Source organism: Streptomyces sp. NPDC055287, assembly GCF_053646035.1.
In genome coordinates this window covers 121,204-145,708 of the sequence record NZ_JBSHNE010000017.1, presented here as the reverse complement: position 1 = coordinate 145,708, position 24,505 = coordinate 121,204, and the positions used below count along the sequence as shown (strand labels likewise).

Sequence of the window (24,505 nt, the reverse complement as noted above, 5' to 3'; positions counted from 1 at the left end):
CGTGCCGCACCACCAGATGCCGCACCAGCACACCCCCCAACGCACCAGTCGCACCAGTCACCAACACCGTGCCCCCGCCCCACCACGGCCCCGGCACAGCCGGATCCGGATTCGGCTGGGCCGGGGCGAGGCGAGGCGTGAGCACGGCTCCATCGCGTACGGCCAACTGCGGTTCTCCAGTGGCCAGGGCACCCGCGAGCAGCTCGTACGAAGCTTCCTCGTCATCGATGTCGGCCAGGACGATGCGGCCGGGGTTCTCCGTCTGGGCCGAACGCACCAGACCCCACACCGCCGCATGCACCAGATCGGTCACACCCTCCCCGGCACCCGCTGCCACAGCCCCACGCGTCACCACCACCAGCTTCGAATCCACCAACCGCTCATCAGCCAAAAACCCCTGAACGGCCCCCAGCACCCGCCCCGCAGCCCCACGCGCCGCAACCGCCACATCAACCGACCCACCAGAGCCACCAGACCCACCTGGCTCACCAGACCCCGGCACCAACGGAAGAACCACCACCGGCGGCACACTCCCGAACCGCTCGCCGAGAACCACCCAGTTCGCGTTGTCCCCCGCCGGAGCAGGGCCGCGGTCCTGCGAGGCCGTCCACACGACGCGGAAGAGACCGTCGTCGGCCGAGCTGCCTGCCGCGCGCAGCGCCTCCTTGGACAGCGGTCGCAGCAACAGCGAATCCACGGTCGCCACCGGAGCGCCCGCGCCGTCGGCCACGGCGAGCGAGACGAGAAGCGAACCGGGATCGGGGCTGTGCAGCGCGAGCCGGACGCGAAGTACCGACGCGCCGGTGGAGTGGACACTTGCACCGGACCAGGAGAACGGCAGCCAGGACTGGCCGCCCTCCTCGGTGACGCCCGGCAGCAGCGTGTGCAGTGCGGCATCGAGGAGCGCCGGGTGGAGAGCGAACCGGCCGGCCTGCGCACGCTCTTCGTCAGCCAGGGCGACCTCGGCGAAGAGCTCGCCCTCGCTCCGCCACAGTCGGCGCAGCCCCTGGAACGCGGGACCGTATCCGTACCCCTGCTCGGCCAGGCGGTCGTACGCACCGCCGAGGTCCACCTCGTCGGCGCCGGCCGGCGGCCACACCGTCAAGGGCTCCCCCGCAGCCGGCTCCTCCGGGGCGATCAGCAAGCCACTGGCGTGCAGTGTCCACGCCGGATCGTCGTCCGGTCCGCCGTCGGAGCCGGAATGGATGTCCACCTTCCGGCGCCCGGATCCGTCGGGCGCGCCGACGACGATCTGCAGCCGTACGCCGCCGCGCTCGGGCAGTACCAGCGGAGCCGAGAGCGTCAGCTCCTCCACCCGGCCGGCTCCCACCTGTTCGCCCGCCCGGACGGCCAGCTCCAGCAGACCGGTGCCGGGCAGCAGCACCGACCCGGCGACGGCGTGGTCGGCCAGCCACGGGTGGGTGTGTCGCGAGAGTCGGCCGGTGAAGAGGTACTCGTCCCGGTCGGCGAGGGCGACTCCCGCGGCGAGCAGCGGGTGCACGGCGGAGTCCAGGCCAAAACCGGCGGCGTCACCCACGGTCGAAGAGGCCTCCAGCCAATAACGCCCGTGCTGGAAGGCGTAGGTGGGCAGGCCGACCTGCCGGGCTGCGGGGAACACCGTCTCCCACGCGGGCTTTGTGCCGCGGAGCGCCACTCGGGCGAGAGCCGCGCCGAAGGTGTGGGTCTCGCTCCTGCCCCTGCGCAGGACAGGGGTGAGCGATCCGGCCTCCTCGGTCAGGCACTCCTGCGCGAGCGCGGTGAGAACGCCGTCGGGGCCGAGCTCCAGCCAGTCGGTGACCCCTTGGGTCTCAAGATGGCGTACGCCGTCCATGAAGCGGACGGCGTCGCGGATGTGACGGGCCCAGTAGCCGGGTGAGGCGAGCTGTTCGGTTGTGGCCAGGGTGCCCGTGACGTTGGAGACGACCGGGATCTTCGGCTCGTGGAAGGTGAGGCCGGCCGTGACGGCCGCGAACTCCTCCAGGACCTCTTCCATGTGCGGGGAGTGGAAGGCGTGGCTCACCGGCAGTCGCCGGATCTTCCTGCCGCGCCCGCGCCAGTGGGCCGCCAGCTCCTCGGCCACTGCCTCGTCGCCGGATATGACAGTGGACATCGGGCTGTTGACGCCCGCGATCGCGACGGAGTCGCCGTATCCGACCAGGGACGCGCGGACCTCGGCCTCCGCCCCCTGGAGGGCCACCATGGCGCCGCCCTCGCGTGCCGACTGCATCAGCCGGCCGCGCTCGGCCACCAGGACACAGGCGTCCGTCAGGTCCAGGACTCCCGCCAGATGGGCGGCGGTGACCTCGCCGATGGAGTGCCCCAGCAGGAAGTCGGGCGTCAGGCCGTGGTGTTCGGCGAGCCGGAACAGCGCTGTCTCGACGGCGAACAGGGCCGCCTGGGTGAATGCCGTCTGGTCGAGCAGTGCCGAGTCGGCCGAGCCCTCCGGGGCGAACAGCACGTCCTTCAGCGGCCGTACGAGCCGGGCATCCAGCTGTTCGCACACCGCGTCCAGGGCCGCCGCGAAAACCGGCGAGCTCGCGTAGAGCTCCGCGCCCATGCCCAGCCGCTGGGAGCCCTGCCCGGTGAGCAGGAACGCGGTCTTCCCGCGCCGGACCGTGCTCGCGCCGGTGCCGCCGGTCCCGTCGCCGTCGCGTACGACAGCGGGCGAGGCTTCACCGCGGGCAAGGGCCTCGACGCCCCGCAGGAGTTCTTCGCGGCCGGTCCCGACGATCGCCGCCCGCCGGTCGTGCAGCGCACGCGTGGTGGCCAGCGACCAGCCGAGGTCGGCGGCGCTCAGTTCCGGATGGCGGGTGGCGTACTGGTGGAGCTGTCCGGCCTGCGCACGCAGGGCGCTCTCGTCCCGGCCGGACAGGAGCCACACCGCGGCGGTTCCCCCGCCGGGTCCGGCCGGCGCGGCGGGTGCGGGCGGCTCGGGCGCGGGCTGCTCGATGATGACGTGGGCGTTGGTGCCGCTGATGCCGAAGGAGGACACCGCCGCGCGGCGCGGACGGTCCACGGCGGGCCAGGCGGTCTCCTCGGTGAGCAGCGAGACCGCGCCCTGGGACCAGTCGATGTGCGGTGAGGGCTCGTCGATGTGCAAGGTTCGTGGCAGTACGCCGTGCCGCATCGCCTCGATCATCTTGATGACGCCGCCGACTCCCGCCGCCGCCTGGGCGTGGCCGATGTTGGACTTCAGGGAGCCCAGGAACAGCGGCCGGCCGGCGGGCCGGCCCTGCCCGTACGTGGCGAGCAGTGCCTGCGCCTCGATCGGGTCGCCCAGGCGTGTGCCCGTTCCGTGCGCCTCCACGGCGTCGACGTCCGCCGCGCCGAGTCCGGCGGCGGCGAGCGCCTGCTGGATGACGCGTTCCTGGGCCGGCCCGTTGGGCGCGGTCAGGCCGTTGGACGCGCCGTCCTGATTGACGGCGGAGCCGCGCAGTACGGCGAGCACGTGGTGGCCGTTGCGCCGGGCGTCCGAGAGGCGCTCGACGAGGAGGAGACCGACGCCCTCGGACCAGCCGGTGCCGTCCGCGGCGGCGGAGAAGGACTTGCAGCGGCCGTCCGCGGACAGCCCGCGCTGCCGGGAGAACTCCACGAAGACGCTCGGGCCGGCCATCACGGTGACGCCGCCCGCGAGAGCGAGGTCGCACTCGCCGGCCCGCAGGGCGTTCGCCGCCAGGTGCAGGGCGACCAGAGAGGAGGAACAGGCGGTGTCGACCGTGACGGCGGGGCCTTCGAGGCCGTAGGTGTACGACAGCCGGCCGGAGACGACGCTGGAGAGGGTGCCCGCGAGCATGAAACCCTCGAATCCCTCAGGGGTGGAGTCCAGCCGGGAGGCGTAGTCGTCGTACATCGCGCCGGTGTACACGCCCGTCCTGCTTCCGCGTACGACCGCCGGGTCGATGCCCGCGCTTTCGAACGTCTCCCACGCGGTTTCCAGCAGCAGCCGGTGCTGCGGGTCGGTCGCGGTCGCCTCGCGCGGCGAGATGCCGAAGAACTCCCGGTCGAACTGGTCTGCTTCGTGCAGGAAGCCGCCGTGCCGGACGTACGACGTGCCGGTCTTCTCCGGGTCGGGGTCGTAGAGCGCGTCCAGGTCCCAGCCGCGGTTGACGGGGAACTCGCTGATCGCGTCGGTGCCGTCGGCGACGAGCCGCCACAGGTCCTCGGGTGAGCGCACGCCGCCCGGGTAACGGCAGGCCATGCCGACGATCACGATCGGCTCGTCGTCGGTGGCCGTCGCGGCGCGGCGGACAGGGATGCCTGAGGCTGGCTTCGCCCCGGACACCTTGGTCAGCAGATGGGCGGCGAGGGAGGCGGGCGAGGGGTGGTCGAAGACGGCTGTCGCGGGCAGTCTCAGATCCGTGGCGGTGTTGAGGCGGTTGCGCAGTTCCACGCCGCCCAGGGAGTCGAAGCCCAGCTCGTTGAAGGCACGTTCCGGATCGACGGCGGCGGCATCGGCGTGTCCGAGCACCCCGGCGACAACATCACGTACAAGTTCCACGGCAACGGCGAGCCGCTCGTCCTCGGGGAGCCCGGCGAGCCGCTGTGCCCACGAGCCGACCGAGCCGGGCACACCCTCCCCGGTCGCCGCGCCGGTCCGCGCGGTGGGGCGCGGACGGCCCCGGACGAGCCCGCGCAGCAGGGCGGGCGGGCGCCCGTCGGCGGCCCGGCTCCTGGCCGGGTCCAACGCGGCGGGGACGTACAAGGCGCCCTGCCCGGCGAGCGCCGCGTCGAACAGTGCGAGGCCTCGCGCCGGGCTGAGTGGCGCGATCCCGGCACGGGCCCACCGGGCGAGGTCGGCGTCGCCGAGCGTGCCGCCCATGCCGTGCGTCCCGTCCCACAGTCCCCAGGCCAGGGAGGTGGCGGGCAGGCCCGTGGCGGCACGGTGGGCGGCGAGGGCGTCCAGACCTGCGTTGGCCGCCGCGTAGTTGGCCTGACCGGCCGTGCCGAGCAGTCCCGACACGGAGGAGAACAGGATGAAGGCGGCGAGCGGGCTGTTGCGGGTCTGTTCGTGCAGATTCCAGGCGGCGTCGGTCTTGGGCCGCAGTACGGCGTCCAGCCGCTCGGGGGTGAGGGACTCGACGGTCGCGTCGTCCAGGACGCCGGCCGTGTGGACGACGGCCGTCAGCGGGTGCTCCGCGGGTACGAGGGCCAGGAGCGAGGCGAGGCCGTCGGGGTCGGCCGCGTCCGCGGCGACGACGGTGACCTCGGCGCCGAGCTCGGTGAGTTCGTCGGCAAGCGCCTGCGCTCCCGGTGTCCGCGGTCCGCGCCTGCTGCTCAGCAGCAGGCGACGCGCCCCGTGGCGGGTGACCAGGTGGCGGGCGACCAGCCCGCCGAGGCCACCGGTGCCGCCGGTGACCAGGACCGTGCCGTCGGGGTCGAGGCGGGCGGCGGGGTTCTCGGCCGGAGCTGCGGAGGGCGTGAGACGCGGGGCGTGCAGCCTGCCGGCCCGTACGGCGAGTTGGGGCTCCTCGCCCGCTACAGCCGCGGCGACTGCGGCGAGCAGCGCGGTGGAACCGTCCGCCGGGCCCGGACCGTCGGGGCCGGCCGGGTCGGTCGCCGCGGCTTCGTCGAGGTCGACGAGCAGCAGGCGCCCCGGGTGCTCCGACTGCGCCGACCGGACGAGGCCCCACAGTGGCGCGGTGGCGAGCGAGGTGACGTCTTCGCCGGTACGCACGGCTACCGCGTGGCGGGTGACGAACACCAGCCGGGACGCGTCGAACCGTTCGTCCGAAAGGAACTGCTGGATGATCCCGAGCGCCCGGCCGGTCGCGGTGCGCGCGGCAGCGGCCGGGTCCGGGCCGAGCGCCCAGCGGTCGGCCCGTACGACGACGGCGTCCGCGTGCCCGTCGGCGGTGAGGTCTTCGGTCAGACGCATCGCGCGTCGGGCCTCCGGTGCGGTGACGGCCGGCCACTCCACGGTGAACAGCGCGTCGATGCGGCGGCCGGTGTCCGGGGCGGCCTGCTCCCTGGCGACCGGGCGCAGCGTCAGGGACTCCACGTCCGCCACCGGTGCCCCGGTCGGGTCGGAGAGGGTGAGGGCGACCGTGTCCGGGCCGGTGGGCGTCATCCGTACGCGCAGCGCGGTCGCGCCCGAGGCGTGCAGGGTCACTCCGGTCCAGGCGAACGGCAGCCGGATCTCGTCGGGCGCCCCGGCTCCCGCCGCGTCCAGCACGAGCGGGTGGAGTACGGCGTCCAGCAGGGCGGGGTGGACCCCGAAGCGCGAGGCGCTGTCGCGGTGCTCCTGGGGGAGACTCACCTCCGCGAGGACGTCCTCTCCATCACGCCACAGGGCGGTCAGTCCCTGGAACGCGGGGCCGTACTCGTAACCGAGGTCGGCGAGGCGCGCGTAGACGCCTTCCAGCGGTACTGCGGCGGCGTCCACGGGCGGCCAGGCTCGCTGGTCGGGGCCGGGGGCGGCCGGGCCGTCTGCGAGGACGCCGGAGACATGGCGGGTCCACGGCCGCGACTCCTCTTCGCCGGCTTCCGGACGCGAGTGGATGCTGAACGGCCGGCTGCCGGCGGGGCCGTGGCTGCCGACCGCGACCTGGATCCTGACGGCTCCGCTGTCCGGCAGGACCAGCGGCGTCTCCAGGGTGAGCTCCTCGACCTGCCCGGCACCGACGTGGTCGCCGGCCGCGACCGCGAGTTCCAGGAAGGCGGTCGCGGGCATCAGGACGGTTCCGTTGATGGCGTGGTCGGCGAGCCAGGGGTGGCCGGCCAGGGAGACCCGCCCGGCGAGAAGCACGTCGTCGCGGTCCGCGAGGTCGACGGTGGTGGACAGCAGGGGGTGGCTCGCGGGGTCCAGACCCAGCGCGTGCGCGTCGGCCGGGCGCTGGGACGGCAGCCAGTAGTGCTCGCGCTGAAAGGCGTACGTCGGCAGCTCGTACCGCGCCGTCGCACCGGGGGAGAAGGAGGCGGCGTCCAGGGCAGCGCCGCGGACATGGGCGGCGCCCACGCCCGCGGCGAAGGTCTCGGCCTCGGGGCGGCCGCCGCGCAGCAGGGGGATCGCGGTGGCTTTCCCGGTGCCGAAGCAGTCGGTGGCCATGGCGGTGAGGACCGCGTCCGGTCCGACCTCGACGAAGACGGTGGCGCCCTGTTCCTCCAGGGTGCGAGTGGCGTCGAGGAAACGTACGGTGGCGCGGATCTGCTCCACCCAGTAGTCGGGGGAGGTGAGTTCGGCCGGAGTGGCGACAGCGCCGGTGACGGTGGAGACGACCGGGATCCGGGGCGCGTGGAAGTCGAGCCCCACGGCCACTTCCCGGAACTCGGCGAGGATGTCGTCCATGTGCGGGGAGTGGAAGGCGTGGCTCACCCGCAGTCGCCGGGTCTTGTGGCCGCGCGAGCTCCAGCCGGCCGCGATCTCCTCGGCCGCGGTGTCGTCGCCCGAGATGACGACGGCGGTGGGACCGTTGACGGCCGCTACGGCGACCCGGCCCTCGTACCCCTCCAGGGACATGACGACCAGGTCGGGTTCGGCCTGGATCGCGATCATGGCGCCGCCCTCACGGGCCGACTGCATGAGCCGGCCACGGGCTGCGACGAGCTTCGCCGCGTCCTTGAGGGAGAGGACTCCCGCCACGTGGGCCGCGGCCAGCTCGCCGACCGAGTGACCCGCGAGCAGGCCGGGGATGACCCCGTGGTGCTCCAGCAGCCGGAACAGCGCCACTTCGACGGCGAAGAGCGCGGGCTGGGTGAAACGCGTCAGGTGCAGGTCGTCACCTGCCGCGATGACCTCCCGCAGCGGTCTGTCGAGGTACGGGTCCAGTTCGGCGCACACCGCGTCCAGCGCGGCAGCGAAGACCGGATGCGCCGCGTACAACTCCTCCCCCATGCCAGTGCGCTGGGCCCCCTGGCCGGTGAAGAGAAAGGCGGTCGAGCCGGCGTGGGCGGCGCTGCCGGTCAGCAGACCGGGGGCCGGTGCCCCGCGGCCGAGTGCTTCGAGGCCGCTGAGGTAGTCCTCCGTGGTGACCCCGGTGACAACGGCACGCTCCTCGAAGACCGTACGGGCGGCCAGCGAGCGGCCGACTGCGGCGACGTCAAGGTCCGTCCGGCCGGCGGCGAAGGCGTGCAGCCGCCGGGCCTGGGAGCGCAGGGCTTCCGTTTCGCGGGCGGAGACCACCCAGGGGGCGCTCACCGGGGTGTCGTGTGAGACCGGTGCGGGGGCCCGTTCCGGCGCGCGCTCGGGGGCCTGTTCGATGACCACATGGGCGTTGGTGCCGCTGATCCCGAAGGAGGAGACGGCTGCGCGGCGCGGACGGCCGGTGTCCGGCCAGGCGCGCTGCTCGGTGAGGAGCTCGACCGCGCCCGCCTGCCAGTCGACATGGCCGGTGGGCTCGTCGACGTGGAGGGTGCGGGGCAGAGCGCCGTGACGTATCGCCTCGACCATCTTGATGACACCGCCGACCCCGGCCGCGGCCTGGGCGTGGCCGATGTTGGACTTCAGCGAGCCGAGGTACAGGGGTTCGAGTTCGCCGCGGCCCTGGCCGTAGGTGGCGAGCAGCGCCTCGGCTTCGATGGGGTCGCCGAGCCGTGTGCCGGTGCCATGCGCCTCGACGGCGTCCACGTCGGCGGGGGTGAGGCCGGCGTCGGTGAGCGCCTGACGGATGACGCGCTGCTGGGAGGGGCCGTTGGGAGCGGTGAGGCCGTTGGACGCGCCGTCCTGATTGACGGCGCTGCCGCGAATCACCGCGAGCACCTGGTGGCCGTTGCGTTCGGCGTCGGCGAGACGTTCGACCAGCAGGAGCCCCACACCCTCGGCCCAGGAAGTGCCGTCCGCGGAGGCGGCGAAGGCCTTGGAGCGGCCGTCGGCCGCCAGTCCGCGCTGGCGGGAGAACTCCACGAACATGCCCGGCGCGGACATGACGGTCGCGCCACCCGCGATGGCCAGCGTCGACTCGCCCTGCCGCAAGGAGCGTATGGCCATGTGGAGCGCGACAAGGGAGGACGAGCAAGCGGTGTCGACGGTGACGGCCGGGCCGATGAGGCCGAGCTGATAGGCGATGCGGCCGGACATCACGCTGGGCGTGGTGCCGGTCAGCAGGTGGCCCTCGACGCCTTCGGCGCCATCATGCATCCTCGGCCCGTAGTCGAGCGCGGTCGCGCCGATGAAGACGCCGGTACGGCTTCCCTTGAGCGTCCCGGGGTCGAGGCCCGCCCGCTCCACGGCTTCCCAGGCGGTCTCCAGAAGCAGCCGCTGCTGGGGGTCCATGCCGAGCGCCTCACGCGGCGAGATGCCGAAGAACCCCGCGTCGAACAGTGCCGCGTCGTGCAGGAAGCCGCCTTCGCGCACCGCGCTCTTGCCGCTGTGGCCGGGGTCGGCGTCGAAGAGGTCCTCGTCCCAGCCACGGTCGACGGGGAAGCCCGAGACGGCGTCGCCGCCCGCGGCGACCAGCCGCCACAGGTCATCCGGGGATCCCACGCCGCCCGGGTAGCGGCAGCCCATGCCGACAATCGCGATCGGCTCGTCGGCGGAGCCGTCCTGGGGCGTGAAGAGGTCCGTACCGACGTCGTCGGCGAGGCCGGTCAGGCCGGCGAGGAGGTGGTCGGCGAGCGCGGCGGGTGTGGGGTGGTCGAAGAGCAGCCCACTCGCCAGGCGCAGGCCGGTGGCCGCTGCGAGGGTGTTGCGCAGCTCCACCGACATGAGGGAGTCGAAGCCCAGCTCTCTGAAGGTCCTGCCTGTCTCGATCCGCTGGGCGGTTCCCAGCTCCAGTACGGCCGCTGCATGGACGCCGACGAGCTCGGCGACCTCGCGCCTGCGTTCGGCGTCGCCGAGGCGCGCGAGCCGCTCGCCGAGGTTCCCGTACGGTGTGCCGGTGACGGTGCGGCCACCGGAGGCGGCGCCGTCACGGGCTGTCGCAGGCCGCCGCGGGGCGATGGCAGAGCGGGCGGTCCCGTCGACCCAGTGCCGCTCGCGCTGGAAGGCGTACATCGGGAGGGGAACTCGGCGTGCACCGGTGTCCCGGTAGGCCGCCGACCAGTCCACCGATCGGCCGCGGACGAAAACTGTGGCGAGAGCCGAGAGCAACGCCTGCGGCTCGGGGCGCCCCTGGCGCAGGGCGGGGACGGCTGCCGTGGCCGCCGCGTCCAGTACGGAGTCGGCGGCCATCGCCGAGCAGACACCGTCGGGCCCGAGCTCCAGGAACGTGGTGACTCCTGCGGCCTCCATGGTGCGCACGGCGTCCAGGAACCGCACAGGGCGCCGGACCTGGTCCACCCAGTACTCGGGGTCACTCCACTGGCCGGTCGTCACGGCCCGGCCGGTCACCGTGGACACGACGGCGATCCGGGGCTCCTTGAACTCCAGACCGGCCACGACCTCACGGAAGGCGTCGAGCATCGGTTCCATGCGAGGCGAGTGGAACGCGTGCGAAACCGTCAGCCGCTTGGTCTTGCGACCCTGCTGTCCGAGGAGCCCGGCGAGGGCGACGGCCGCGTTCTCGTCGCCCGAAAGGACAACGGAAGAAGGGCCGTTGACGGCTGCGACGGCGACTTCGTGCTCGCGGCCGGCCAGCAGGGGCAGGAGCTCCGCCTCCGGGGCGCCTACCGCGATCATCGCGCCACCGGCGGGGAGGGCCTGCATCAGCCGGCCACGCGCCGCCACAAGGCGGGCGGCGTCCGGGAGCGAGAGCACGCCTGCCACGTGTGCCGCGGCGATCTCTCCGACGGAGTGTCCGGCGAGCCGGTCCGGAGTGACACCCCAGGCTTCGACGAGCCGGTAGAGCGCCACCTCGACAGCGAACAGCGCGGGCTGGGTGAAACCGGTCAGGTCCAGGTCGTCGCCGGCCGCGATGACGTCCCGGAGCGGGCGTTCCAGCAGCGGGTCCAGCTCGGCGGCGACGGCGTCGAAGGCCGCGGCGAACGCGGGGAACGCCTCGTAGAGCTCCTGTCCCATGCCGGTGCGCTGCGCGCCCTGACCGGTGAACAGGACACCCAGGCCGCCCGGTGCGGGGGCGCCGGACACCACGCCGGCCGCAGGGGCTCCGGTCGCCAACGCCTCGATGCCCTGCAGCAGTTCGGCACGGTCTTCGGCGAGGACGACCGCGCGGTGGTCGAAGGTGGTCCGGGTCGAGAGCAGCGACCAGCCCACGTCCGCGACGCGGAGGCTCTCGTCGGCGGCGAGGGTGTCGCGGAGCCTCCCGGCCTGGGCGGGCAGGGCTTCCCGCGCCCGCCCGGAGACGATGAAGGGCAGTACGGTCCGTCCGGCGACCGGCGTCGGCCGCTCCCCCGGCCGCTCTCCGTCAGGTGTCGGGCCCTCGCTCAGCACGACGTGCGCGTTGGTGCCGCCCATGCCGAACGAGCTGACTCCCGCGACGAGTTCCCGGTCGTCGTGCGGCCAGTCGGTCAGCTCGCGCTGCACCGCCAGGCGCAGCTCGTCCAGGGGAATCTCAGGGTTGGGCGTACGGAAGTTGAGACTCGCCGGGATCTCGCGGTGGCTCAGGCTGAGCAGCGCCTTAAGCAGACCGACGATACCGGCCGCCCCTTCCAGATGACCGACGTTGGTCTTGGCCGAGCCGACGAGCAGCAACTCGCCGGACGATTTGGCCGCGCCCAGCGCCGCGCCCAGCGCGGCGGCCTCGATCGGGTCGCCGACCGGCGTGCCGGTGCCGTGCAGCTCCACGTATTGCACCGCGGCGGGGTCCACCGCTGCCTTGCGGTAGGCCTCGCGGAGCACTTCCTCCTGGGCGACGACGCTGGGCACGGTCAGGCCCGGGGTGGCGCCGTCGTTGTTGACGGCACTGCCGCGGATCACACCGTAGATCGTGTCGCCATCGGCGACAGCCTGCGAGAGCGGCTTGAGTACGACGACTCCGCCGCCTTCGCCGCGCACGAATCCGTTGGCGCGGGCGTCGAAGGTGTACGCGGTGCCGTCCGGGGACAGGCCGCCGAAACGCTCCTCGGCGACAGCGCTCTCGGCGAGGATGTTCAGGTTCACGCCCGCAGCGATGGCCATGGAGGACTCGCCGGCGCGCAGCGACTCGCAGGCGAGGTGCACAGCGACGAGCGAGGAGGACTGTGCGGCGTCGACGGTGAGACTCGGCCCGTGCAGCCCCAGGTGGTACGAGACCCGGTTGGCGATGACGCCGCGGTTGACCCCGGCCATGGTGTGCTGGGTGATCGCCTGACTGCCGTACTGATAGAGGAGGCTCGCGTAGTCGTCGCGCAGCGTGCCGACGAACACCGCCGTGCGGCTGCCGGCCAGGGTTGCGGGTACGATCCCGGCGTCCTCGAGCGCCTCCCAGGCCAGCTCCAGGACCAGCCGCTGCTGCGGGTCCATGGTGGCGGCCTCGCGGGGCGAGATCCCGAAGAAGGCCGCGTCGAAGGTGTCCACCCGGTCCAGGAAGCCTGCGCGGCGGACCCCGTCGCCGGTGTGCTGTCCGCTCTCCCCCAAAGAGCGGCTCTCCGGGGTGTCCGCGCCCGCGTCCGCCGCCGGTTCCCACCGGCCGGCGGGCACGTCGGTGACCGCGCTCTCGCCGTTCCTCAGAAGCTTCCAGAAAGCAGCCGGGCTCGAAGCCCCGGGCAGCCTGCAGGACATGCCGACGACGGCGATGGCCTCGCCCTTCCGGCCCGCGTCCCCACTCGTCGCGCCCAGCTGCCTTTTCATCACTGAAGCCCCCAACAGACTACCGATTTCCGTCTCATGGAATAGCGAGAAATTTCTATCCATGAACGACCCTACCTATCTCCCGCATTGCCCTCGAATATGCCTGGTAATGGCCCGGCATTCGATCATCCGCCAGTAATTCATGAGTAGCTGGTTACCTGACGATGGAGGGTGCGTGAGATACCCGGGGATATTCTTCGGGAGATATCAGAAGCCGCCTTTTACGGCCGAACAGAAAGCAGGACCATTTTCGCCATGGCCACCACTTTGGAGAACTTCGAGCTCACCGACGACGCCACACTGCAGACCGAGCTCTACGTACGCGCCTTCAACTCGGGCAACCCGGAGCTGGTCAATCGGCTCTACACCGACACGGCGGTCTCGGTCTGGGAGCAGGACGCGCCGGTCACCGGGGAGGAGCGGAAGCAGGCCCTCGCCGAATTCCTCGCGCTCGGCCCCAGGATGACCGCCACGCTCCGCCACTCGTACGTGGCCGGCGACGCCGCCCTGCTGATCGTGGACTGGCGGATCGACGTCACGAACGCGGAGGGCGTCGCGGAGGTCCATGAGGGCGTCGGCAATGACGTGCTGCGTCTGGGTGCGGACGGGAAGTGGCGCTTCGCCATCGACTATCCGCACGGCAGCTGACACTTGCCGGAAAGCGACTGCAGCCCCCTCGGGCGACCGAGGGGGCTACAGGTGCGCGGAGGCCATGCCCCAGGGGCCGGAGGCCGTTCGTCCCGGCGTCGACGCCAAGGGCGTGCAGGGGCAGCGCCGTCGGTCACGCGCTCTTCGCCCGGACCCCCACGTCGAGCGCTGCGGTGATGGTGCCGGCCACCGCGTCCGTACAACCGTCGAGGTAGAAGTGCCCCCCGGGGAAGGTCCGTACCTGGGTGTCGGCGGTGGTGAAGGCGCTCCACCGGGCAGCCCGCGCGGTCGGCACCACCGGGTCCGAGTCACCTACAAGCACGCTGAACGGGCAGTCCAGCGGCGCTGAAGGGACCCACGCGTAGGACCCGATCGCCCGGTAGTCGGCGCGCAGGGCCGGCATGGCCATTTCCATGATCTCCGGGTCGTCCAGAACGGCGGCGCCGGTCCCGCCGAGTCTGCGGATCGCCGCGATCACATCCGCGTCGTCCCGCATCCGGTCGAGGGGATCAGGCTGGGTCTCCGGCGCGCTCCGCCCGGACAGGAAGAGCCGCACGGGGCCGGGACCCGGTCGCGGGGCGAGCCGGCGAGCCGTCTCGTAGGCGATGACGGCTCCCATGCTGTGGCCGAAAAAGGCGTACGGACTGCCGGATTCCGACTCCAGCGCGTCCGCCAGGAGGTCCGCCAGCCGGGCGATGTCCGCGATCGGCTCCTCGCGCCGGCGGTCCTGCCGCCCGGGGTACTGCACGGCCAGCACCTCGACGGCGGGGCTCAGTTTGCGGGAGAGGGATACGAACGAGCTTGCCGCTCCGCCGGCATGCGGGAAGCAGACAAGCCTCACCTCGTGCTGCGCGGCGGGGCTGTACCGCCGGAACCACTCCTCGCCCATCTGTTCCTCCTTGTGCCTGTGCCTGTGCATGCGCCGCTGTGCCGTGGTGGCGTGGTGGCGTCCTGTATGCCGGTGCGCCGGGTGGGGCCGTCAGCGGACGGTGCCGTCCCAGCCGCCCCAGTCGGGCCGTCGCGGGAGGCCGGGCAACGCGATGCGGCCGGTGCACCACAGCAGTGTCCCGGCAGGTGCGTGACCGGTCGGCGCGTCAGGAAAGAGCCGTTCCACGACCGGTGCGCAGAGGTCGTCCGCGGGAACCCAGCCGAGGCCGAGCGCGACCGCGATGTCGTACGTGTGGACGACCGTCTCCAGGACACCCATGGCGGCGAAGCCGGGGCCGTCGGAGGCACCCCACGGATGGAAGGCGCGAAGGTCGGGCCCGGCCTCGCGGACGGCGGAGGCCAGGACCGTCGCGGAGATCCGTACGCCCTCCAGGCAGACGGGGATCGGAGCCTGCTCGTTGAAGGCGGCGAGCATTCCGGTGAAGCGGTCGGACGGCTGGGCGATGACCAGCCCGGCGTAACCGATCAGTCCGAGGGCCATGTGGTCGAGGACGTACCGACAGGACCAGTCACTGTCCTGCGCATTGACTGACCAGTCGCCGTCGGCCGCCTTTTCCAGAATGGCGGTGCAGTCGGCGGCAGCGGCAACAACCCGGTCGGGCCATGAGTTTGTCATGGCAATCATGCTGTCACATCACTCGGTACGCAGACGCCGGAAGAAGGGGCCCGGCATACCTTCATGCCCATCACCCGGCAATCCACCGGTAATTGCCGAGTAATTGCCATGTGCTGGCCGGTCGCTTACCACACCCAGACTCCGCACACATCGAATTCCGATCGGCCTCACGTACGCTCGGCGCCGGAATGTGACGACCGAGGAGCTTGAATGCCCAAGAGTGTCAACGAAGAGCTTGAATCTGTACTCGAGGCCGTACGGAACATCGTTCCGACGCTCCGTGAGAACGGAGCCGAGTCCGAGAAGCGACGCTGGATCCTGGACGAGAACATCGAACTCCTGGACAAGGCCGGCGTCTTCCGGATCGCCGTGCCCCGTCGCTTCGGCGGCCTGGACTTCGATCTGGCCGACCAGGCCAAGGTCATCACCGAGGTCTCCCGCGGCTGCCCCTCGACGGGCTGGGTCGCCTTCGTGTGGGCCACCAGCGCGTGGGCCGCCACCCTGTACCCGGACCGGACGCAGGAGGAGGTCTTCGCCTCCGGATCGGTCAAGATCTCCAGCGCCTTCGCGCCGACCGGCACGCTCAAGCCCGTCGAGGGCGGCTACGTACTCAACGGCACCTGGCGGTTCAACTCGGGCTGCCCCGGCGCCGAGTGGAACTTCGCCACGGCGATGCTGGAACACCCGGACGGCTCGGTCGAGGAGGCCATGGCCCTGCTGCCGATGTCCGAGATGACGGTCGTCGACGACTGGGACGTGACCGCGGGCTGCGCCACCGGCAGCGCGACCTCCTCCGCCAAGGACGTCTTCATCCCGGCCCACCACGTGGCCCGGTTCGAGGAATTGATCTTCAGCGCCACCGGAGACCGCTCCAACACCGGCGCCACGGGCCGCAATTACGGTCTGGTGAGCCAGGTGATGGCCCTGGCCGCCGCCGTGTTCATCGGTATCGCGAAGGGCACGTACGAACTGTTCCTCGAGCGGCTTCCCGGCCGGGGCATCACCTACACCGCCTGGGAGGACCAGACGCAACACCCGCTCACCCAGATCCACGTGGCCACCGCGGCCAACAAGATCGCCGCGGCCGAGGGGCTTGCCGACGGCTGGCTGCGCGTCCTTCAGGAGCGGGCCGACGTCGGCGAGCAGCCGACCCTGGAGGAGAAGGCCGGCGTACGCGGCCAGACCGCCTTCGCCTCGCAGCTCAGCAAGGAAGCCGTCGAGCTCCTCTTCAACGCGAGCGGTGGATCGGTGATCCGGCGCAGCGTGCACATCCAGCGGTTCCACCGTGACATCCAGGGCTTCTCGCTGCACGCGCTGGCGCAGCTCAACGCGAACCTGGAGGTGCAGGGACGGGTACTGCTCGGGCTGGACCCGGAGACCCCGTTCCTCTAGACCCTCGTCCCTCAATGCCGGTGATCCCGGCGGCCGGTCGGCCGCCGGGATCACCGGCATTGAGAGGTCGGCACCACGCAAATCAGCGGGCGGGTGGTGCGAGCCGCTGGAACGTGCCCTCGAAGAACAGCAGGCCGGAATCTCCGGGCCCGCGGACCGAGTTCAACACGGAGCCGGTGAAGATCGAATGGTCTCCGGACTCGTGCGCCTCTGCGAGCTCGCACTCAAGCCAGGCCAGTGCGCCGGACAGCAGCGGCGCCCCGCTGTGCGCTCCCGGCAGCCAGTCGACCTTGTCGAACTGTTCGGGTCCGAGCGGGCGCGCCTTGTCGGCGAAGAAACGGGCCGTTTCCTCCTGCTCGGCGCCGAGGATGGAGACGGCGAACCGCCGCGCCCTGGTGATCGCGCCGTGCATGACCGCGTTGTGGGCGATGCAGCACAGTACCGACGGCGGGTCGAGCGAAACCGAACTGAAGGCGTTGGCCGTCATCCCGTGAATGTGCTCACCGCCGACGGTGATGACGACGACGCCCGTGGCGAAGCGGGACATCACATCGCGCAGCGAGGCGGAGGTGGCTGCAGCCGGAAGCGCCGAGCCGTTCGGGGCAGGGAGCAGGGACGTACGGCCGGCCGGCCGGTGGGAGGTGTGTCCGTTGTCCGCCACGTCATCGGCCCATCGTCCGGGTGGCAGCGGGCACCTGCGAACGATCCACGGGCCCGGCCTCCGGGCGCCCCAGGATCAACGAGAGGTAGCCCGCGGCGGAATGGGTGCCGACGGATTCCCCCTCACCCTCGTCGGCAATCCCCCTGATACGCGGCCCCATGAGGTCCGCTGCCGCCGATATATAAATCATGTCGCCTCTTTCGGAATTCAGGAATGAGAACACCCGGTCAATGTAACGGACCGCTTACCGGCACCCGCCCACCCCTAAGTAACCATGCTCTGCCCCTAGTTCACCGGACCTCACCGGCCGCGATTACCGCAGCGTGACTCTCCATTCCGATAACCGACCGAACCGCGGGTAAGGTCCCGGTATCCGAATAAGGGGATGTCGCCATGAATTCTGTATCCGATGAACCGGGACTCGCGGAGCCTTATCTGCTTGGCTTCCTCGCCTCCGTCGGACTCGATGTCGAGTACGTGCGCGCCGAGGGGAACACCCTGTATCTCCGCGGCGAGGACGGCCGCGAAGTACCGGTCCTCGACGCCGCCGGAGGCTACGGTTCGCTGATCCTGGGCCACAACAACCCCGGGATCGTGGCGTACGCCAAGCAGTTGCTGGACGGCCTGTCGCCGGTCCACGCGCAGTTCTCCCGGCACCCTTACGCCGAGAAGGTCGCCGCGGCGCTGAACCGGATCATCCAGCGCGAAGCAGGGACGGAGGAACCGTACTCGGCCATATTCGCCAACAGCGGCGCCGAAGCGATCGAGGCCGCGGTCAAGCACGCGGAGCTCGACCGAGTGCTGAAGGTACGGGACCTGGTGGCCGAGCTGGAGGCGAACGCCACCCGCGCGCGGGCCGCTGTACTGGCAGGCGATGCGACAGTGCCGCCCGCGGCGTACGAACGCGCGGGGGTCGGTGAGCGTGAACGCGCGGACGGTGCCCAGGGCTTCGAGCGCCTGGCCGCGGAGGTGGCGGGTCACAACGACCGAGCGCTGTCCAGGCCGCCGGTCTTCCTCACCCTGGAGGGTTCGTTCCACGGAAAACTCGTGGGCAGTGTGCAGTTGACCCACAACGCCGCCTACCGTGCCCCGTTCGGCGCGCTGGCCGGCCGGGCACGGTTCCTTCCGCTCGATCGCGCCGACCTTCTCAAGCAGGCCGTCTCGGAGGAGCGGGCAAGCCTGCTGGACATCGTGGCGGCGGACGGCAGCGTCCGTGTGGTCGAGCGGGACCTGCCCCTCATCGCCGGATTTCTCCTGGAGCCGATCCAGGGCGAGGGCGGCATCGTCCCCGTCTCCGAGGAATTCGCGAGCGCGATCCAGCAGGAGTGCGAGGCAGCCGGTATCCCGGTGGTCATCGACGAGATCCAGAGCGGAATGGGCCGTACCGGCGCGTTCTTCGCCAGCTCCCTGATCGGTCTGCGCGGGGACTACTACGTGCTGGCCAAGAGCCTTGGCGGCGGGCTCGCCAAGTGCTCGGTGATGCTGGTCCGGGGCGGCCGCTATCGCAGTGAGTTCGAGCTGGTCCACAGCTCGACGTTCGCCAAGGACGGTTTCTCCACCCCGATCGCCCTGAAGGTGATCGAAATGCTGGAGGACGGTGACGGCCGGGCGTACCGGCTGGCGCGTGAATGCGGCACGCGACTGAAGGACGCGCTGGAGGAGATCCGTACGGATTTCCCCGACGTGGTGGCGGACGTGCGCGGCAAGGGCCTGATGCTCGGGCTCGAATTCCGCGACCAGTCGGGTTCCGCGTCGCGGGTGATCCGCGAAGGGGCACAGTCGGGGCTGATCGGATACACCGTCGCCGGATATCTGCTCCGGGAGCACCGGGTTCGGACGTTCCCCACCGCGAGCGCCGGACACACCCTGAGGTTCGCACCCTCGGTGTTTCTCAACGACGAGGAAATCGGTCGGCTGGCTTCCGCGCTGCGGGACGTGGCCGCGATACTGCGTTCCCAGGACGAGGAGCGCCTGACCGGCAGGGCGGCGTAACGACCGAGGCTGTCCGCCCTTCCGGTGGAAGGGCGGACAGCCGGGGGTGTCACCGATGTGCGCGTTACGTGTACTGCCGCTGCGCCGGGATCTGTTCGGCGGCGGTGTGCCCACCGCTTCCGTTGCTTCTGGAGGGGCGGGGCGCTTCGAGCCGCAGCATCGAACGGGGCGAACGGTGGCCGGAACGGTCGCTGCCTGCCGGGAGGGCACCGCGGGACCTGCTGCCGGCCGCGCCCTGTGCTTCGCCGGGCGCGGCCGAGAGCAGGAGTTCCTGAAGCCTGCTCTCCGCTGCCGGTGAGAGGGGTTCGAGGGTGAGAGTGGTCGCCTGCCGGCTGCCGCTGCCCCACTCCGGACGCCTCAGGAGCAGCTCGGGCCGGGCGGCCGCGATCACCACTACGGGCACCGGTCCCACCGCCCGTGGCAGATGTTCCACGCAGTCCAGCAGCCTGTCGTCGGCCCGGTGGAGATCATCGACGACCAACACGAGCGGGCGGTCCTCTGCTGCCAGCCCCACGAACTCGTACCACGCTTTGAGGAGTTCGGACACCTGAGGCCGACGGATCTCCGCCCCCTCCGGGTCGACCAGCGGGGTGAGAGACGGCAGCAGCCTGCCCGCCGTCTCCTCGCACTGGACGAGCTGGTGCAGGGTGCTGGCGAGCTTGGCCCGCGCGGTCTTGCCCGAGTCCCCCGCCCGGATCCCGCAACAAGTCGCCAATATCTCGATCTGCACGGAAAGCGGGTGGCTGCCATGGGCGACAGGCGCGCGGGCCGACAGGAACAGTGGTGTGTGGGGCCGGCCCGTGATCCGGTGCTCCAGCTCCATGACGAACCGCGTCTTGCCGACACCGCCCTCGCCGAGGAGCGTCACGAGATGCGGAGCCGACCGGTGCCTGGCGAGCTCCAGCAGGCCGCGCAGGACTTCGAGTTCGATTTCGCGGTCGACGATGGGCACGGCGTGGTGACCGGAGTACGCCTCATCGGCGCCCCTGACCCGCCAGCCGCCCGCCGGCTCTTCCGCCGGTTCGTACTCGATGTCGGTCTCGGTGGCCCGGCACGCGCGGTCGCTCACCCGGATCTCCCCGGGCGGCACGAGGGCCAGCAGCCGCTGGCAATCGTCCATGAGCGAGCCCATGGCCGAGGGCGGTGCGTGCTCGTCGTCCGGCGAGTAGCGCACCAGGGCCTCGCCCGTGTCGACCGCGGCGTGCACCGCCAGGCGCTCGGCCGGCGCGAGCCGCTCCCTGATGGCCACAGCGGCCCTTACGGCGCGTTCCGGGTCGTCCTCGCGGCTGCGGTACACGCCGAACAGGGCGAGCGAGAAGGAGCCGATCGATGCGGCGACGGCGCCGCCGTACCCTTCGACCTCCTCCTTGACGGCCGCGGCCGTGTCCCGGAGCAGCCGGTCCACGGACTCGATCCCACCGCCGCCGGGCTGCGGCCCCAGTTCCGTGCGCAGCAGAAGGACGCTGATCCGCCTGCGCTCGGAGACCACGGCCCTGGGCCCGGCGGTGGTCGTCGCGGGTACGGTGTTGCCCCGCTCGGCCGCGGAGCCGCCATCCGTCGTGCCCGCGCCGGGCTCCGCCACCGGGGGGCGGGCCCCGCCGGCCGAACCGCTCACGTCGTCTCGGAGCAGGACCGCCTGGTCGGCGGGGCCGGAGTCGCGCGCAAGGTCGTGGTGGGACGCGACCTCTCGCGAGGCGAGGACCGCGTCGTGGGTGAGGATGGCCTGTTGCAGCATGCGCAGCTCGTGACCGGGTTCCAGTCCCAGGTTCTCCACCAGGGCGGAGCGTATTCGGCCGTATACGTTCAGCGCGTCGGCCTGCCGGCCGCAGCGGTACAGCGCCAGCATCAGCTGACTGCAGGCCCGCTCCCGCAAGGGTTCGCTCTCAACGAGGGTTTCCAGCTCCCCCAGCACGGAGTGGTGCATGCCGCGCTCGAGTTCCGCCTCGAAATAGTCCTCCATGGCGTCGACACGGGCGCCCTGCAGTGCCGACAGCTCCATCCAGGAGATGCCTGTCTCGACCAGGTCGGCCAGCGCCGGACCGCGCCACAGCCCCAGCGCCTCCTTCAGTGACCGTGCGGCGGCATCGGGCTTACCCGCTGCGAGCTCCGCCCGGCCCCGTGCCGCGTGGCGCTCGAAGAGGAAGAGGTCCACCTGGTCGGGTTCCACGCGCAGCATGTAGCCGGGCGCCTGGGTGAGCAGGGCCGGTGAGCCGCGGCCTTCGGAACCGCGGGTATGGAGCACTCCCCTCAGCCCCCAGACGGCGTTCTGCAAAATCTTCCGCGCCGAACTGGGAGCGTCGTCCGCCGCCCACACCGCTTTCAGTAATTGGCTGGTTGCCACCACTCTGTTGGCCTGCAGGAGCAGAAAGCCCAAAGTCGCACGTTGTCTCGTGCCCCCCAATGGAATCGGCTGGTTGTCGGCGACGACTTCCAGCGGCCCCAGCATCTGGATCTGCATGCTTCCCCCTCGGAACTACGTGCAGGACGCTCCAAGATGGTGCGGTGCGCCATGCACAGCATCGTGCTCCCCCATATGCGTCCGTCCCCCCTGACGCAACGACCCGGTCCGAGCGGGCCTGTTACTCACGGTCCACCACAGTCGTTGCGCGAAGGCCCCTCAACGCGCGTTGCGATCTCGCGTTTTGGACGCATCTTGACCCTACACGCTCCCCTTCTGACTGACAGGGACGACATCATGCGGCAACCTCCGCCGGGGGGGATGTGTCCGGCATCACCGAAGCCGTTGCACCCCGAGGCTCACTCGCACAACACGGGTGTCCCGCGATATGAGACAGAGGGGCCGGTTCCAGTCCCCGGTTCCCACCCCTTGATCACTCACGGTTCGGAAACCGGCTGCTCATCACGTACTCACAGGTAATCAATTACCGGACCGTGAATACATATTGAGCCACCTTTCGGTGTACCTCCGCTACGTTCGCACCGGAATACCAACGGGCTGAATCGCTATGTGCTCGGCCGGCACTACAAGGAGACTTCGTTGAAATTCGACAGAACCGGACTGCTCGCCGGCGCACAGCGCACGGTGGGACGCCGCACGGCACTGAAAGCCGGCGGCCTGACCGCGCTGGCCGCTTCGGCCGGCTCGCTCGCCCTCACCGGCGCGGCACACGCAAACCCCGCCCCCACCGAGGCGGAGGTCAGGAGGCGCTACGACGTCATCGTCGTCGGGGCCGGATTCGCCGGAGCGACCGCCGCCCGGGAGCTGCAGGCGCGGGGGCTGCGGACTCTGGTGCTGGAGGCGCGCGGCCGGGTGGGTGGCCGTACGTGGACCGAGAACTTCGCCGGCCGGCAGATCGAACTCGGCGGTCAGTGGATCCACCCGGCCCAGACGTTCGCCATGGACGAACTGAAGCGGTACGGAGTCCCGCTGCTTCCGGAGCTCCAGCCGGAGCTGGCGATCTACCCGACCGCCGCCGGGCCGACCACCTTCAAGCCCGAAGAGGTCTTCGGCCGGCTGGGCGAGCTGCTCGGGAAGCTGTTCGAGGGCTCCCAGCAGTACTTCGAGCGTCCCAGGGACCCGCTGTTCCGCGAGGACCTGCTGCGTTCGATCGACCCGCTGTCGCTGCACGACCGCATAGCCCGGCTCAATCTCGACGCGCAGGACGCGGGCTGGCTGAGCTCTCAGGTCGCGGGCTTCGCGGGCGGCTCCAGCAAGGACGGCGCACTCACGTCCCTGGCTCAGTGGTGGGCCCACACCGGCTGGAACGCCGACGGCTGGTTCTCACTGATGTCGCAGCGCCCGGGCGCGGGCGGCATGAGCGGCCTGGCGCGTTCCATCCTGGCCGACGAGCCGGTGACCGTGCGCCTCAACACGCCGGTCACCGCCGTGGCCGACACCGGCCGAGGGGTCTCGGTCGTCACCCGCAACAGCGGTACGTTCGAGGCCTCACGGGTGATCGTCGCCGTGCCGTCGAACGTATGGAACACCATCAAGTTCGCCCCCGGGCTGCCCAAGGTGCACGCCGACGCGGCCACTGAGGGCATCGGCGTACGCCGGACCGTCAAGCTGTGGATACACGTCCGCGGCGTGGAGCCGCTGACGCTCTGCCAAGGGTACGAGGGCCAGCGGATCGAGAGCCTCTTCCCCTTCAGCAAACTGAACGACGGCCATCTCATGATCGGCTTCGCCTTCGACCCGACCTTCGACCCGAAGAACCTCGGGCAGGTCCAGGCCGCCGTACGGGAGTACCTGCCGACGGCCGAAGTCGTGTCGGCCAAGTCGCACGACTGGGGTTCGGACCCGTACGCCCGCGGCGCGCAGGGCCTTCGCCGTCCCAACCAGCTGCTGCGGCAACTTCCCGCCATTCAGCAGCCGTACGGCCGCATCGCGTTCGCCGGCGGCGACCTCGCGAGCGTCTGGCACGGGTTCGTGGACGGGGCCATCGAGTCGGGCCGCCGCGCCGCGGAACAGGTGAGCGGGGCCGCGCTGAAGGACGCGGCGCTCGCCCGCCGGGCCTAGCCACCGACTCCCCACCTCCGTCCGCGCGACCGGGCCTGCCCGGTCCGCTCCGCGTACATGTCGCCCCCCGCACCCTGGGACCCCCCTCGGGTGCGGGGGCCGACCCATGACCGACAGCTGCGACCCGGACCTTCCGAGTCGCTCACGTCGCACGTGAGCCGCCGACATCTTGGAGCACCGGTGAGCAAGCGGTACTGCCCATTCGTCATCGACCCGTCCGGCCGTGACATCCACGGCGAGGGCGCTCGGCTGCGCAGCCGGAGGCGCGCCACACAGGTGGAGCTGCCGGGCGGGGCGGTCGTCTGGGCTGTGACCGACTACGAACGGGTCAAGCAGTTGCCGCCGCCCTGCGAACACGCATCGAGGCCATCACCGGCGAACTGCTGGACCGGATTGCCGGATCGCCGGATCGCCCGGAAACGAACCGGTCGACCTGCGTGCGGAGTTCGCCTACCCGCTGCCCACCCAGGTCATCTCCGAACTGCTCGGCATCCCCGAGAGCATGCGCGAAGAGCTGCTCAGGCTGGTGCACGCAGTGCCGCACCCCTCGGCCTCCCTGGAGGACGCGAAGCGGAACGAGCGTGATCTGTACGCCCTGATGGGCGAACTCGTGGCCGTCAAGCGGGAACGGCCGGGGGACGACCTGACCAGCGGGCTGATCACCGTACGCGACGAGGACAGCGGATCCGGGCTCACTGAACGGGAGTTGGTCGACTCCATCCTGCTGATGTTCACCGCGGGGCACGAAACCGCCGTCAGCCTTCTCGACCACGCCATTCACGCCCTGCTCAGCCACCCCGGTCAAGTGAAGCTGCTGAAGGACGGCGCCGCGTCGTGGCAGGACCTGGTCGAGGAGACCCCGCGCTTGGAGGCGCCGTTCGCGAACCTCCCGATGTGCTGCGCGATCGAGGATGTCGAGCTCGGTGATGTGACGATCGCCAAGGGCGAGCCCATGATGATCGCCTTCGGAGCGGCCGGCCGGGATCCGCTCCAGCACGGTGGGACCGCAGACGACTTCGACATCTCTGGGCGAAGCGGCCGGCTGAGACGGCGGTGCCCCCCCCCCCCCGGGCCGGGGGCCCCCCCCGGGGCCCCGGGGCCCGGCGCCGCGCGGGCGTCAGGGGCGGCACCGGCGGGGTTTGGTGGGGGTGGCCCCCCACGACCGCC

The 24,505-nt window shown here is 71.3% G+C and carries 9 protein-coding genes and 1 pseudogene; 5 read left to right on the top strand and 5 right to left on the bottom strand.

Annotation, left to right across the window (positions count from 1 at the left end; translation table 11 throughout):
- Nucleotides 1-12,601: type I polyketide synthase (locus tag ACWIHY_RS25195; RefSeq protein ID WP_454377938.1), on the bottom strand; the 12,601-nt coding region annotated here is incomplete at its 3' end.
- Between the two features lie 255 nt (nucleotides 12,602-12,856).
- Here ACWIHY_RS25195 and ACWIHY_RS25190 point away from each other — a divergent pair.
- Entirely contained in the window at nucleotides 12,857-13,249 is a 393-nt protein-coding gene (locus tag ACWIHY_RS25190) for a YybH family protein (RefSeq protein ID WP_454377937.1), read from the top strand.
- A gap of 133 nt (nucleotides 13,250-13,382) precedes the next feature.
- Here the strand turns inward: ACWIHY_RS25190 and ACWIHY_RS25185 are convergent, their stop codons facing one another.
- Together ACWIHY_RS25185 and ACWIHY_RS25180 are read right to left on the bottom strand one after the other, a co-directional pair.
- A complete protein-coding gene (locus ACWIHY_RS25185) occupies nucleotides 13,383-14,138 on the bottom strand; it encodes a thioesterase II family protein (RefSeq protein ID WP_454377936.1) in 756 nt (251 codons plus the stop codon).
- Between the two features lie 90 nt (nucleotides 14,139-14,228).
- Complete coding sequence (locus ACWIHY_RS25180; protein WP_454377935.1) at nucleotides 14,229-14,813, bottom strand: maleylpyruvate isomerase N-terminal domain-containing protein; 585 nt, start codon at nucleotides 14,811-14,813, stop codon at nucleotides 14,229-14,231.
- 210 nt (nucleotides 14,814-15,023) lie between these two features.
- Here ACWIHY_RS25180 and ACWIHY_RS25175 point away from each other — a divergent pair, with 210 nt between their 5' ends.
- Entirely contained in the window at nucleotides 15,024-16,205 is a 1,182-nt protein-coding gene (locus ACWIHY_RS25175; protein ID WP_454377934.1) for an acyl-CoA dehydrogenase family protein, read from the top strand.
- Nucleotides 16,206-16,287: 82 nt separating this feature from the next.
- Here ACWIHY_RS25175 and ACWIHY_RS25170 read toward each other — a convergent pair whose 3' ends face one another.
- Nucleotides 16,288-16,752: a flavin reductase family protein gene (locus ACWIHY_RS25170; protein ID WP_454377944.1), complete on the bottom strand. Its 465-nt coding sequence runs from the start codon at nucleotides 16,750-16,752 to the stop codon at nucleotides 16,288-16,290.
- Between the two features lie 507 nt (nucleotides 16,753-17,259).
- On the opposite strand from ACWIHY_RS25170, the gene ACWIHY_RS25165 reads away from it, so the two are divergent.
- Nucleotides 17,260-18,858, top strand: coding sequence for an aspartate aminotransferase family protein (locus tag ACWIHY_RS25165; protein WP_454377933.1), 1,599 nt, complete (start codon nucleotides 17,260-17,262; stop codon nucleotides 18,856-18,858).
- Between the two features lie 64 nt (nucleotides 18,859-18,922).
- Here the strand turns inward: ACWIHY_RS25165 and ACWIHY_RS25160 are convergent, their stop codons facing one another.
- Entirely contained in the window at nucleotides 18,923-21,316 is a 2,394-nt protein-coding gene (locus tag ACWIHY_RS25160; RefSeq protein WP_454377932.1) for a BTAD domain-containing putative transcriptional regulator, read from the bottom strand.
- Nucleotides 21,317-21,856: 540 nt separating this feature from the next.
- Between ACWIHY_RS25160 and ACWIHY_RS25155 the strand changes: the two genes are divergently transcribed.
- Nucleotides 21,857-23,338, top strand: coding sequence for a flavin monoamine oxidase family protein (locus ACWIHY_RS25155; protein ID WP_454377931.1), 1,482 nt, complete (start codon nucleotides 21,857-21,859; stop codon nucleotides 23,336-23,338).
- A gap of 502 nt (nucleotides 23,339-23,840) precedes the next feature.
- Nucleotides 23,841-24,505, top strand: a pseudogene (locus ACWIHY_RS25150) (hypothetical protein); the annotation flags it as partial.